This window comes from Pseudomonas khavaziana (assembly GCF_036704165.1).
GTDB lineage: Bacteria > Pseudomonadota > Gammaproteobacteria > Pseudomonadales > Pseudomonadaceae > Aquipseudomonas > Aquipseudomonas khavaziana.
In genome coordinates this window covers 5,005,752-5,019,257 of sequence record NZ_CP129946.1, presented here as the reverse complement: position 1 = coordinate 5,019,257, position 13,506 = coordinate 5,005,752, and the positions used below count along the sequence as shown (strand labels likewise).

At 60.5% G+C, this 13,506-nt stretch carries 8 protein-coding genes; 7 read left to right on the top strand and 1 reads right to left on the bottom strand.

The window, feature by feature from the left end:
* Nucleotides 1-297 precede the first annotated feature (297 nt).
* The 7 genes from acs (at nt 298) to argR (ending at nt 8,279) form a co-directional block, all read left to right on the top strand.
* Nucleotides 298-2,253 carry an acetate--CoA ligase gene (gene acs / locus QYQ93_RS22420; protein ID WP_338475503.1) on the top strand — a complete coding sequence of 652 codons (1,956 nt, stop codon included), beginning with the start codon at nt 298-300 and terminating at the stop codon, nt 2,251-2,253.
* A 659-nt stretch (nt 2,254-2,912) separates the two neighbouring features.
* Nucleotides 2,913-3,698 carry an ABC transporter substrate-binding protein gene (locus QYQ93_RS22415; protein WP_043050341.1) on the top strand — a complete coding sequence of 262 codons (786 nt, stop codon included), beginning with the start codon at nt 2,913-2,915 and terminating at the stop codon, nt 3,696-3,698.
* 91 nt (nt 3,699-3,789) lie between these two features.
* Nucleotides 3,790-4,479 carry an ABC transporter permease gene (locus QYQ93_RS22410; RefSeq protein WP_003193627.1) on the top strand — a complete coding sequence of 230 codons (690 nt, stop codon included), beginning with the start codon at nt 3,790-3,792 and terminating at the stop codon, nt 4,477-4,479.
* Nucleotides 4,476-5,174, top strand: a complete 699-nt coding sequence (locus QYQ93_RS22405) for an ABC transporter permease (protein WP_005790641.1) — start codon at nt 4,476-4,478, stop codon at nt 5,172-5,174. Before QYQ93_RS22410 ends, QYQ93_RS22405 begins: the two co-directional genes overlap by 4 nt.
* A 1-nt stretch (nt 5,175) precedes the next feature.
* On the top strand, nt 5,176-6,288 hold the full coding sequence (locus QYQ93_RS22400) for a succinylglutamate desuccinylase/aspartoacylase family protein (RefSeq protein ID WP_043050342.1): 1,113 nt from the start codon (nt 5,176-5,178) through the stop codon (nt 6,286-6,288).
* A 27-nt stretch (nt 6,289-6,315) separates the two neighbouring features.
* Nucleotides 6,316-7,080, top strand: a complete 765-nt coding sequence (locus tag QYQ93_RS22395) for an ABC transporter ATP-binding protein (RefSeq protein WP_003214336.1) — start codon at nt 6,316-6,318, stop codon at nt 7,078-7,080.
* Between the two features lie 218 nt (nt 7,081-7,298).
* Entirely contained in the window at nt 7,299-8,279 is a 981-nt protein-coding gene (gene argR, locus QYQ93_RS22385) for a transcriptional regulator ArgR (protein WP_217882014.1), read from the top strand.
* Here argR and QYQ93_RS22380 read toward each other — a convergent pair whose 3' ends face one another.
* Nucleotides 8,280-13,304 (bottom strand): leucine-rich repeat domain-containing protein, encoded by a 5,025-nt coding sequence (locus QYQ93_RS22380; protein ID WP_338475502.1) that lies wholly within the window; start codon nt 13,302-13,304, stop codon nt 8,280-8,282.
* Nucleotides 13,305-13,506 lie beyond the last annotated feature (202 nt).

Below are 13,506 nucleotides of genomic sequence, written 5' to 3'. Positions count from 1 at the left end.
GGGGCTGTTACGTTGTTAATCACAGTGCCTTGGTTGGCGGAAGTGATTCTAAGCCTGCGCGTTATATTCATATACCCGTGCTTTTGATAAACACCTTTGGCGGTTTTTGTAACAATCCGTCAATCAAAGTTTTTTCAGTCAGCCGCAAAGCGCCACAGGCTGCGGGCCAGAGCGGTAACACGGCATAGCAGGGCAATTTGTAGGGTCTTGTTACTACCATCGTCGAATGGTTCTATAGGCCCACCCCGGCTACAACAGGGGCCATACAACAACAACTATGTCACCGAGGTAAGAAAGATGAGTGCGGCTTCCCTGTACCCCGTTCGCCCCGAAGTAGCAGCCAACACGCTGACCGACGAGGCAACCTACAAGGCCATGTACCAGCAGTCGGTGGTCAACCCCGATGGCTTCTGGCGTGAGCAAGCCAAGCGCCTTGACTGGGTCAAGCCTTTCACCGCGGTGAAGCAGACCTCTTTCGACGACCACCATGTCGACATCAAGTGGTTCGCCGATGGCACCTTGAACGTTTCCTACAATTGCCTGGATCGTCACCTCGCCGAGCGTGGCGACCAGATCGCGATCATCTGGGAGGGCGATGACCCTGCCGAGAGCCGCAATATCACCTACCGCGAGCTGCATGAAGAAGTCTGCAAGTTCGCCAATGCCCTGCGTGGCCAGGATGTGCACCGCGGCGACGTGGTGACTATCTATATGCCGATGATCCCCGAAGCCGTGGTCGCCATGCTGGCCTGTACCCGCATCGGTGCGATCCACTCGGTGGTGTTTGGCGGTTTTTCCCCGGAAGCGCTGGCCGGTCGCATTATCGACTGTAAGTCGAAAGTGGTGATCACCGCCGATGAAGGCATCCGCGCCGGTAAGAAGATTCCGTTGAAGGCCAATGTCGACGATGCCCTGACCAACCCGGAAACCAGCAGCATCCAGAAGGTCATCGTGTGCAAGCGCACCAACGGTGCGATCAAGTGGAACCAGCATCGCGATATCTGGTACGAAGACCTGATGAAAGTGGCGGGCACCGTGTGCGCGCCCAAAGAAATGGGCGCCGAAGAAGCGCTGTTCATCCTCTATACCTCTGGCTCAACCGGCAAGCCTAAAGGCGTACAGCACACCACCGGCGGCTACTTGCTGTATGCAGCCCTGACCCACGAGCGGGTGTTCGACTACCGCCCGGGCGAAATCTACTGGTGCACCGCCGATGTCGGCTGGGTCACCGGCCATACCTATATCGTCTACGGCCCGCTGGCCAATGGCGCGACCACCCTGTTGTTCGAAGGCGTGCCGAACTACCCGGACATCACCCGGGTGGCGAAGATTGTCGACAAGCACAAGGTCAATATCCTCTACACCGCTCCGACGGCGATCCGCGCCATGATGGCCTCCGGCACTGCCGCCTGCGAAGGCGCCGACGGCAGCAGCCTGCGCCTGCTCGGTTCGGTGGGCGAGCCGATCAACCCGGAAGCCTGGGACTGGTACTACAAGAACGTCGGTCAATCCCGTTGCCCGATCGTCGACACCTGGTGGCAGACCGAAACCGGCGGCAACATGATGAGCCCGCTGCCGGGCGCCCATGCGCTCAAGCCGGGTTCGGCGGCACGCCCGTTCTTTGGCGTGGTGCCGGCGTTGGTGGATAACCTGGGCAACCTGATCGAAGGCGCCGCCGAAGGCAACCTGGTGATCCTCGATTCGTGGCCGGGCCAGGCGCGTACCCTGTACGGCGACCACGACCGCTTCGTCGATACCTATTTCAAGACCTTCCGTGGCATGTACTTCACCGGTGACGGTGCCCGTCGTGACGAGGATGGTTACTACTGGATCACCGGGCGTGTGGATGACGTGTTGAACGTGTCCGGCCATCGCATGGGCACCGCCGAGATCGAAAGCGCCATGGTCGCCCACCCGAAAGTCGCCGAGGCGGCGGTGGTGGGTGTGCCGCATGACATCAAGGGGCAGGGCATCTATGTGTACGTCACCCTGATCGGTGGCGAGGAACCGAGCGAGCAGTTGCGCCTGGAACTGAAGAACTGGGTGCGCAAGGAAATCGGCCCGATTGCTTCGCCGGATGTGATCCAGTGGGCGCCGGGGCTGCCGAAGACGCGTTCGGGGAAAATCATGCGGCGCATCCTGCGCAAGATCGCCACGGCTGAATACGACGGGTTGGGGGATATCTCCACCCTGGCCGATCCAGGGGTGGTGGCGCATTTGATTGAGACGCACAAGACCATGAACGACGCGTAAGCGCGGATAGTCAAATAAAGCCCCATCCGGTTTAAGCCGGATGGGGCTTTTCTGCGGGATCTAACAATCACCAGATATCCAGTGTGGGAGGGGGCTTGCTCCCGATAGCATCAGGTCTGTGCCAAATATACTGGCTGACCCGCCGCTATCGGGAGCAAGCCCCCTCCCGCATTTGGAGCGCATTTCAACCACCAAGCCAATAAATATCGGTTTTTCCTGTAGGGCGTTTCAGAATGTTACCGGCTGGTGCAAATGTGTAACCCCGCATCAAAACTTGAGGCGATGGACCACGCTTGCGCCTCTAAAAACCGCGCTTTAGACACCCCAATAAATAAGATTAAATGCCACACTTGCCGTGCCAGAAGGGTTTGCGAATAATAGGCCCGCAATTTGCAGTACCAATGGGTTTAATATCTTTTGTCTCTGCATAAAATCCAGAGGCTGTCAATGGGCTGGAACCGCGTTCTCGGTGCTTCTGTAAATTGTTGTCGCATTGAGGAAATATCGACTTCCGGGCTGTCGTTAGAATGCCGATCACTCGCTCGTCGTCGCAGGTGTCGCCCGCGCAGGACGCAGCACCGCTATTCGGTTACACCTTCGCCGCATCGTGGGCCATGGCTCATACTGCTGTTTTTGCCCTATACCGATGGAGTCCCAAGATGAAGAAACTCGTGCTGTTGGGCGCCCTGGCGCTGTCCGTGCTGTCCATGCAGGCTTTCGCCGAAGGCAAGCCACTGAAAATTGGTATCGAAGCGGCTTACCCTCCGTTTGCCTCGAAGGCGCCGGATGGCAGCATCGTCGGTTTTGACTACGACATCGGCAACGCGCTGTGCAAGCAGATGGACGTGAAATGCACCTGGGTCGAGCAAGAGTTCGATGGCCTGATCCCAGCGTTGAAAGTGCGCAAGATCGACGCAATCCTGTCGTCCATGTCCATCACTGACGACCGCAAGAAGTCCGTGGACTTCACTACCCGCTACTACCTGTCCCCAGCGCGCCTGGTGATGAAGGAAGGCACCACCGTCAGCGACAGCCTGGATGAATTGAAGGGCAAGAAGATCGGTGTGCAGCGCGGTTCCATCCACGACCGTTTCGCCCGTGAAGTCCTGGCGCCAAAAGGTGCGGATATCAAGGGTTACAGCACCCAGAACGAAATCTACCTGGACGTGGCTGCCGGTCGTCTTGACGGTACCGTGGCTGACGCTACCTTGCTGCAGGACGGTTTCCTGAAAACCGACGCCGGCAAAGGCTACGCGTTTGTAGGCCCGTCGTTCACCGAAGCCAAATACTTCGGCGACGGTATTGGTATCGCCGTGCGTAAAGGCGACAAGGAAAACCTTGAGCGTATCAACGCAGCGATTGCCGCGATCCGCGCCAACGGCGAATACAAGAAAATCCAGGACAAGTACTTCGATTTCGATATTTACGGTGCTGATGCCAAGTAAATAGTCGCAGCTGTCTGTCCGAAATGGCGCAAGCAACAGTCATCCTGAAGTTTGCGCCATTTTTTCATCCCCCTTTTCGAGGACCTGAATCATGTTGAAAGGCTACGGGGCCGTTATCCTCGATGGCGCATGGTTGACGCTTCAGCTCGCCTTGTCGTCCATGGCCTTGGCCATTGTTCTGGGTCTGATTGGGGTCGCGTTACGCCTGTCGCCGGTGCGCTGGCTGGCTTGGCTGGGTGACTTGTACTCCACGGTGATCCGCGGGATCCCCGACCTGGTGCTTATCCTGCTGATTTTCTATGGCGGCCAGGACTTGCTTAACCGCGTCGCGCCGTTACTGGGCTTTGACGACTATATCGACTTGAACCCCTTGGCCGCCGGTATCGGCACCCTGGGTTTCATCTTCGGCGCCTATCTTTCGGAAACCTTCCGTGGCGCCTTCATGGCCATTCCCAAGGGCCAGGCCGAAGCCGGCCTGGCGTATGGCATGAGCAGCTTCCAGGTGTTTTTCCGGGTGATGGTGCCGCAGATGATTCGGCTGGCGATCCCCGGGTTTACCAACAACTGGCTGGTATTGACCAAGGCCACCGCGCTGATTTCGGTGGTGGGTTTGCAAGACATGATGTTCAAGGCCAAGCAGGCGGCAGATGCCACCCGCGAGCCTTTTACCTTCTTCCTCGCAGTGGCGGCGATGTACCTGGTGATCACCAGCGTGTCGTTGCTGGCCTTGCGTTACCTCGAGAAGCGCTACTCGGTAGGCGTAAGGGCGGCTGATCTATGATCTTCGACTACAACGTCATCTGGGAGGCCATGCCGCTGTACCTTGGCGGTTTGCTGACCACCCTGAAACTGCTCGCCATCTCGCTGTTCTTCGGTTTGCTCGCGGCCTTGCCCCTGGGCTTGATGCGGGTGTCCAAGCAGCCGGTCGTCAATGGTGTGGCCTGGCTCTACACCTACGTGATTCGCGGCACGCCGATGCTGGTGCAGCTGTTTTTGATCTACTACGGCCTGGCGCAGTTCGAAGTGGTGCGCGAGAGTTTCCTGTGGCCGCTGCTGTCCAGTGCCACGTTCTGTGCGTGCCTGGCGTTCGCGATCAACACCAGCGCCTACACTGCCGAGATCATTGCCGGCAGCCTCAAGGCCACGCCTAACGGTGAGATCGAAGCGGCCAAGGCCATGGGCATGTCGCGCTACAAGCTGTACCGCCGGATCCTGCTGCCGTCGGCCCTGCGCCGCGCGCTGCCGCAGTACAGCAACGAAGTGATCATGATGCTGCAGACCACCAGCCTGGCCTCCATCGTGACCCTGATCGACATCACCGGTGCCGCGCGCACGGTGAACGCCCAGTACTACCTGCCGTTTGAAGCCTATATCACCGCTGGTGTGTTCTACCTGTGCCTGACCTTTATCCTGGTGCGCCTGTTCAAGTTGGCCGAGCGCCGCTGGCTGAGCTACCTGGCTCCACGGAAGCACTGATATGGAACGTATTGATCATCTGTTGCCCTGGGGCCACCTGGGCTGCGAGCGCCAGCTGAGCGTGTTCCGCTTCGGCAGTGGCGAGCGCAAGGCCTATATCCAGGCCAGCCTGCATGCCGATGAGTTGCCGGGTATGCGCGCCGCCTGGGAGCTGAAAAAACGCCTCACAGAGCTGGAACAGCAGGGCGCCCTTAACGGCGTGATCGAGTTGGTGCCGGTGGCTAACCCGATGGGCCTTGGCCAGTTGTTGCAGGGCAGCCACCAGGGGCGTTTCGAGGTAGGCAGCGGCAAGAACTTCAATCGCGACTTCGTTGAGTTGAGTGAGCCGGTCGGCGCATTGCTGCAAGGCAAACTGGGTGACGACCCACACGCCAACGTGCGCATGATTCGCCAGGCCATGAGCGATACGCTCAGCACCTTGCCCGAGCCGAGCAGCCAGTTGCAGGGCATGCAGCGCATCCTGCTCAGTCACGCCTGTACCGCTGACATAGTGCTCGACCTGCATTGCGATGCCGAAGCCGCGCTGCACATGTACGCGCTGCCCCAGCACTGGCCTCAGTGGCGCTCGTTGTCGGCACATTTGAATGTAAAGGTCGGCCTGCTGGCGGAAGATTCCGGTGGCAGCTCGTTTGATGAGGCGTGCTCGTTGCCTTGGCTGCGTTTGTCCCGGGCGTTCCCCGAGGCGCAGATTCCGTTGGCGTGCCTGGCCACGACCTTGGAACTGGGCGGCCAGGCCGACACCGGGCGCGATGAAGCCATCTTCCACGCCGAAGGCATCCTGGCGTTTCTCGCCGAACAGGGGCTGATCAAGGGAGAGTGGCCTGCGCCGCAACACGAACCCTGTGAAGGCGTGCCCTTCGAAGGCACCGAATTGCTCTTTGCACCCCACGCCGGGGTGATCAGCTACCTGCGCAAGGCCGGTGACTGGGTGGAAAGTGGCGAGCCGATTTTTGAAGTGATTGATCCCCTGGAAGACCGCGTCAGCATTATCTGCGCGGGCACCTCGGGGGTGTTGTTTGCCGTTGAACGGCTACGTTATGCCCAAGCGGGTTTCTGGCTGGCCAAGGTGGCGGGGCGCGAAGCGCTGCGTCACGGGCGCTTGCTCAACGACTGACCACCTGTTTTTGTGAGAACCGACCGCATGTACAAACTTGAAGTCCAAGACCTGCATAAACGCTATGGCAGTCATGAAGTGCTCAAAGGGGTGTCCCTGGCCGCCGCGGCCGGTGATGTGATCAGCATCATCGGCTCCAGTGGTTCGGGCAAAAGTACCTTTTTGCGCTGCATCAACCTGCTGGAGCAGCCCCATGCCGGCAAGATTCTGCTCAATAACGAAGAGCTGAAACTGGTGGCCAATAAGGACGGCGCGATGAAGGCAGCCGACCCCAAGCAACTGCAACGCATGCGTTCGCGCCTGTCCATGGTGTTCCAGCATTTCAACCTGTGGTCGCACATGACCGCGCTTGAAAACGTGATGGAAGCGCCAGTGCATGTGCTCGGCATGTCGAAGAAAGACGCCCGTGAAAAAGCCGAACACTATCTGGCCAAGGTCGGTGTAGGCCATCGCAAGGATGCGTTCCCTGGGCATATGTCCGGCGGCGAGCAACAGCGCGTGGCGATCGCCCGTGCCCTGGCGATGGAGCCGGAGGTGATGCTGTTCGACGAGCCGACCTCGGCGCTCGACCCTGAGTTGGTGGGCGAAGTGCTCAAGGTCATGCAGGACCTGGCCCAGGAAGGCCGCACCATGGTGGTGGTGACCCATGAGATGGGCTTTGCCCGTGAAGTGTCGAACCAGTTGGTGTTCTTGCACAAAGGCATTGTTGAAGAGCGTGGTAACCCGCGGGAAGTGCTGGTGAACCCGCAGTCCGAGCGGTTGCAGCAGTTCCTCTCCGGTAGCTTGAAATAATCAAGACTGCCACTCAACCCCTGTAGGAGCGAGCTTGCTCGCGAAGATCGTCAACGATAACGCGGGAAGCCTGATACCCGGCGGCGTTCTAAGGTTTTTCGCGAGCAAGCTCGCTCCTACAGGAGAGCAGGTCGTCATTGTTTTTGAGATTTGTGTTGGTTTACGGGCTAGCATTGGCCCACGGCTTCTTTCACTGTTTTCGCTTCGGATAGCACTCCATGACCGCCCACAAAATTGGTTTCCTGATTTGGCCCAGCACAAAAGCACTCACGCTTGCGCTGGCTGAGGAGGCCTTGCGCGTTGCCCAGCGGGTGCATCCGGACGTGGTCTACGAGCTGTCGTTCCTGCTCGCCGAGCCGGCAGCCCCAGGCGCCTGGCAACTGCCCGGCGAGCCATGGGCCGGTAAGCTCGAGGGCTTCCAGAAGCTGTTCCTGCTGGCGGACGAACCCCCTACCGTCATTGCGTCCCAACTCGGCACTGCACTCAAGCAGCTTGTCCGTGCCGGGTGTGTGATCGGTGGTTTGTCTGCCGGTGTCTACCCGCTGGCCCAGCTGGGTTTGCTCGACGGCTACCGCGCCGCCGTGCACTGGCGCTGGCAGGACGATTTTGCCGAGCGCTTCCCCAAGGTCATCGCTACCAGCCATCTGTTCGACTGGGACCGTGACCGCCTTACTGCCTGCGGTGGCATGTCGGTGCTTGACCTGCTGCTTGCGGTGCTGGCCCGTGACCACGGCGCCGAGTTGGCCGGTGCGGTGTCGGAAGAACTGGTAGTGGAGCGCATCCGTGAGGGCGGCGAGCGCCAGCGCATTCCGCTGCAAAACCGCCTGGGTTCCAGCCATCCGAAGCTGACCCAGGCAGTGCTGCTGATGGAGGCGAATATCGAAGAACCGTTGACCACCGACGAAATCGCCCAGCACGTATGTGTATCGCGACGACAACTTGAACGGATCTTCAAGCAATACCTCAATCGCGTCCCCAGCCAGTACTACCTGGAGCTGCGCCTGAACAAGGCCCGCCAGATGCTGATGCAAACCAGCAAGTCGATCATCCAGATCGGCCTGTCCTGTGGCTTCTCTTCGGGGCCGCACTTCTCCAGCGCCTATCGCAATTTCTTCGGCGCCACCCCGCGTGAAGATCGTAACCAACGCCGCAGCAGCAGCCCCTTCGAGTTGTCCTCGGTGCCTTCCGAGCGCGGTTGATCACTCCTCCATCGGCGGCGGTGTTTCTACCACCAGGGGCACGCCTTGCGCGTCGACGGTGGCTTCTGTCACTTGAAAGTCAATGCCAGTGCGCACGTAGTGCTGTCGCAGATAATCCAGGCTCTGTGGCGACAAAGGGTTGTCGCTGAAGTCACAGTCTTCACTGTAGGGTGTGGTCGACTCCAGCAGATCGGCCGGAATTTCGCTGATCATATTATCGCTCAGGTCTATCGTATGCAGCTCGGGGAGTTGGAATAGCCCGCGTGGCACTTCGGTGATCTGCGTGTTGCCCAGGTAGAGCGCGCCCAAGTGGTTGAGCCCACTGACATCCGGGGCGACCACCAGCCGGTTGTTTCGCAGGCTCAGAAACCCCAGGTTGGGTACGTTATCCAGCACGTTTACGTCCGCCGGGGTCAGGCTGACCTCGCAGTGCTCAAGGCTCAGAGTGGTGAGCCCGGGCATTTGGCCTACGGCGTCGGGGATCTTGCCCAGGGTGCACCGGCTGAGTATCAGGGTTTGCAGTTTGGGGAAGCAGCGCAGGGTTCCGTCGACACCATTGGTAAGGCCGTTGCCGATGAGTTCCAGGGAGGTCACATGATCAAACCGGGCATGCAATTGCGGCAGTGGGCCCATGATGCTTGTCTCGATCACCACTGCGTGGGTGAATTGCTCCTCCAGGTTTTCCTCGTCCTGTTCGCTTTCGCGGCGCCAGGCATCTTCCAGCAAGCTTTTGAAGCGTCGGCGCGCCAGTTGCTCCTCGGCGGCGGTTTGTTCGTCGAGGCTGATGTCGAGGACGGGGTGACGAGCCGGTACGTCCAGGGCCCACTGCTGCAGGTCGGTGTCCAGTTGCGCGTATTCGGCTTCCAGGCGGGCCAGGGCAGGGGCGATGTCGGCCATGGTCCCAGGCAGGCGAAAGATAAAGTGATCGGCTTCAGCCTCGAGAAAGGTCGGGTACAACTGCAGGACCCTGGCGCGCTCCGCGCTGGGCGCCTGAGCGGTGAATGACTCATTGTAGTTCTGGGCATAGCGCTTGATCTGTTCCAGGGCCGGCGGTTTCAGCTCGTTGCCGGACAGATCGAAACCATGTGCGATGTCGGGCGTCAGGCTGAACAGGCCCAGGGGCAATTCGGTGATGCGGTTGTTGTTCAGCCACGCGGCCTTCAGATGAGGGCGGCTCAGCAGGCCGTTGGGCAAGCGCTCGATCTGTGTGTTTGATAAGTCCAGCAGTGTCAGGTCGGGCATGCCCTCGACATCCGGTATCAAACCCAGGGGGTTTTGGTGCAGATCCAGCGAATTCAAACCCTTCATCGCGTTCAACTGCGCATGGCTTTGCTCGGTCAGGGTTATGTTGCAGTCGCCCAGGGTCAGGCTGTTCAGCCTGGGCATTGTGAAGATCGGGGGCGGCAGGTCGCCAAGTGGGATATTGCGCAGTTCCAGGCTGCGCAGCCAGGGGAAATTGCGCAAGAGAGTTTCGACGCCTTCCAGGCCGCTGCCGCCGGCCACCGATAGCAGTGACACATGACGAAAGGCTGTGCCCAGTTCGGGCAGGCTGGTTAATAGCGGGGCGTGAAGCCTCAGCGTAAAACCGTCCAGCTCGGTGTTCATGAAGTAGTCATCCCGCTCGGTTTCCCGGCGCCAGCATTGTTCCAGCTGGTCGACGATCAGACGGCGCGTATGGGTTTCGTAATAGCGTTGCTCGGCAGGCAGATGCGTCGGGATGGCGGCCTGCCACGCCTGCAGGTTGTTGCGCAGGGTCTGGCGCTCTGCGCGCAGCAGGCCGAGTTGGTTGGGGGCTCCGCCTGGCAAAGATTGCATATGTTCGAGCACGGCCTGTATCTGGTCATCGTCCAGTTGAGGAAACAGCTCGCGCAATCGTTCGGCGGCTGTGGGCAACCTGTCGCCCAGGGCGGGCTGGGCGCGATAGCCGTCCATACCGCCCAACAGCTTCATGGTCTGCGGGTCATAGTAAGGTTTGCGCACGGGGTCGGCGGCAAGCAGCTCGCGCAGTGTGTCCCGCATGATGGGATGGCGCAGGAGGCGCTCGCGCAGTCGTGAACCGGAGCCTGGTTCTATCCGGATGGTGTTGCGCTGGGCCTCTGGCAGGGCGCTCAGGATGGCCGCGTACAGGTCGGACGGAGGTGACAGCGCGTCGCTGCCGTTGTAGGGCGTGTATTGGCCATTATCGTTGCGTACCAGGGTGCGTACCTGCGACGCCTCGGGGTCGCCGATGCGGTCGCGCACGGGGCCATCGACGCTGTAGTTGCGTACCTCCAGGCGCAATGACTGCAACCCGCCCGGCAGTTGGGTCAAGGAGTGCAAGGCCAGGCGCTCGCTGTCCCAGGTCGAGGCGCCGAAGTGCAAGGCTTCGAAGGCACGGCACACCCGCACTTCGGCCTGCGCACTGCGTGCCAGTAGCCGGAGGCGCAATGGCGTTTGCTGGTTGCCCAGCGCTTGGAGCTCTTCGACGGTAGCGTTCTCCAGCAGGGCTTGCGCGACTTTAGCGGGCAGCCCAGGGGCGGCATCGATCAGGCGCTGGACTCGTGGGTCATGAGTGGCTTGCAGGGTGCCGTAGTGGGACTCGAACAGCCCCGCACGTTTCTCCTTGGCGGTGGCCGCGAGCTTCTTGCGCAGATGGCTGGCGCGTGTCTCCAGGCTCAGGCTTGTATCGCCAACAGGGGCACCGTAGGCCTCGGCGGCGTCCTGGGCAGGCAATTGCTTGAGGATGGCCTTGAGCAGGTCACCGTTGTTCAACTGGCTTTCAGGGATGCGGATAACGGGCATTTGCTCGTCGCCAAAGGTCCAGGCTGTGTTGCCCTGCCCATCGATAAATTGCAGGCAGTGACGGTGCGGCCAGTCGCCGTAGCTGGTGAGCAATTGCAGGATGGCTTGCGGGTCAACGCGGCCATATTGCGCGGGGTCATCGCTGGCGAGCCGCGTGATCAGGTTTTGAATCTCGCGGTCGACCCGCAGCCGGTCCAGGGTGTCGAGCAGCAGCGCGGGAGGTGCTTCGCCGTTGACGTGCATTTTGCGCAGCACGTCCGGGTCTACACCACTGATGTTCAGCGCCAGGGCCTGGTCGGCGTCACTGAGCCCATCCACCGGATGGCCCAGGCGCTGCAGCAGGGTTTTTTGGTCCCACCGCAACGGGGCTTCCAGTTCTGTGTGCCAGGCGCCGTGGCCGTTGTGGCGTACCCACGGGCGATAGGCTTCGGGGCGGGACGGGTGTTGCAGATGCAGCGTGGAAGACACTGGGTCTTTTTCCACCGCATAGATTTTGCCATCCAGCGCCAGCAGCTTCTTGCGCTGGTAGGGGTACAGCCCAGTCGGCTCGCGGTAGCTGCCAGGCGGCACACTGATGGCGTGTTCGTAGGTACTGAGGTCGGGTTTCCAGTAACGGACCTGGCCCTTGGGCAGTCGCACTGGCGTAAAGCGGTCAATGAAGGCGATGACGCTCTGGGGCAGGGCCTTGCGAAACTCAGTGATGGCGATCTGGCCGCCCACGGCGAAGGCGCCCAATTGCACCAGTGTCTCGACCACTCCCAATAGGTGCCCTGCAGCCTCGGTGCCCAAGCCTTCGGCCCAGTCGATGACGCCTTCGAACACCTCATCCAGCAGTTGATAAACCATGTAGCCCATCATCAATTCACCGGCGAAGGGCACGAAGGGGGCGACGATCAATGCGGCCGCATTCAGGATCGAGGACGCGACATTCACGAATGAATCCCACAGCGCCCAGCGCGCCTTGCGGTCGGCGCTTGCCGTGCTGACGGCGGTGCTGCGCGCGTCGTTGAGTAGTTGATTGAGCCTGCGCTGGTACTGATGTCGCCAAAAGTCGCTGCCGCCAGGGGTCGCGACAAAGCGCACGCGGGGGTTGTCGGTTGGGGTCTGGCGCCAGCTTGGCTGGCTGCTGCCGGCCTCGGGCGGATGCCAGGTGACCTGGCCGAGCAGTTGGCTGAGGTTGGCGAAGAAATGCCCGCGTTGTTCATGGGGTACAAACCGGCTGAAAAAGCGTTGGTACTGTTCATCGCGCAGTTGGCGCACCAGTTCTTTTTGCATCGCCTGGGACGAGGAGTATTCCTTGATCGGATGCTCGGGGTCGCCCGGCACATACGCCACCACCCGCGTCGCCGTGCGCGAGAGCTCAAGGTCAGGGGCGAACACGATGATGCCGGGCAGGCTTGCATCCATCAGTTTCAGATCGTGGTAGCGCAGCAATTGGCCGTTCAGGCGTAGCCCGCTCACGCCGTCGAGCAGGCCTTGGATCAGGCGCTGGTAGCCGGGCTGGATGTCACCTGTGATCAATGCCCATTGCAGGGCGGCCTGCAGTTGGGCTTTCTGGCTGCGTTCGACTTTCAGGCGCAAGGCGGCTTCGGCCACCGGTTCGTTCAAGCCCAATTGTTCTCGCAGGTAAACCGCATACAGGGCACCGATGTCGAGATCCCGGCACAACTGGATGAAGGCGCTGATCGACAGTACGCGCTTGATGGCCGGCCAGGTGTCGAAGTGGCCTCTGGCATCAGGGCGGGTGATAAAGGTCGAAACGGCTTCATGGGCGTCGGCCTGGGTTTCCTTGTGTTCGAAGTTGTGCAGCGCAGCGTCCAGCAGGGACACGGTCCAGGTGCGGGCGGCCCCCGAACGGATGGGAAAGCCGGGAATGGTCTGCGGGATGTACAGGCGCAGGAAGGTTTCGCGTACATCCAGCTCCAGGCCGAATTGGGTCTTGAGAGCCAGGGTGAGAATCGGCTCGGCAAAGTCCTTGGCGCTCAACAGGCCGGCCAGTGCTTTTTCAACGCTGTTTTGCGCCTCCCAGTGAGCGGTGGCCAGCTGCTTGAGCTCGTCCTGGCTGACCAAGGAGGCGTCGCGCAATGCTGGCGGCAGGCTTGGAGGCACCAGCCCCAGCGCTTCGCGACGGCGTAGAGAGGTCTCGCCCAGCCAGCGCGGAATCGCATTTATCAGCGGTTCATAGTGGCTGTCGGGCTGGGACGAGGGACTGGTGTGCGGAGTAGGTTCTGCAGAGTCAGGCATGGTGCCAATCCTTGTGCGTGGTAAAGCACCAGTAAATCGGCGCACGAGGAGGCGGGGGGGCTACTGGGTTATTGCAACGAGCGCGGCGTGATCTGTTTTTTGGGTGTCCTGCCGAAACAAGCTGTGCTGGTTTACACTGCGCCATTGCGACGCAATATGTCGCATTGCCGTAAACCCGCGTAAAACCGGGGTTGGCGCTATA

Bases quoted from the DNA above. Each gene is read 5' to 3' on its own strand.
- QYQ93_RS22395 (WP_003214336.1), top strand. From the start codon at position 6,316: ATGTACAAACTTGAAGTCCAAGACCTGCATAAACGCTATGGCAGTCAT.
- QYQ93_RS22410 (WP_003193627.1), top strand. From the start codon at position 3,790: ATGTTGAAAGGCTACGGGGCCGTTATCCTCGATGGCGCATGGTTGACG.
- QYQ93_RS22380 (WP_338475502.1), bottom strand. From the start codon at position 13,304: ATGCCTGACTCTGCAGAACCTACTCCGCACACCAGTCCCTCGTCCCAG.
- QYQ93_RS22400 (WP_043050342.1), top strand. From the start codon at position 5,176: ATGGAACGTATTGATCATCTGTTGCCCTGGGGCCACCTGGGCTGCGAG.
- argR (WP_217882014.1), top strand. From the start codon at position 7,299: ATGACCGCCCACAAAATTGGTTTCCTGATTTGGCCCAGCACAAAAGCA.
- QYQ93_RS22415 (WP_043050341.1), top strand. From the start codon at position 2,913: ATGAAGAAACTCGTGCTGTTGGGCGCCCTGGCGCTGTCCGTGCTGTCC.
- QYQ93_RS22405 (WP_005790641.1), top strand. From the start codon at position 4,476: ATGATCTTCGACTACAACGTCATCTGGGAGGCCATGCCGCTGTACCTT.
- acs (WP_338475503.1), top strand. From the start codon at position 298: ATGAGTGCGGCTTCCCTGTACCCCGTTCGCCCCGAAGTAGCAGCCAAC.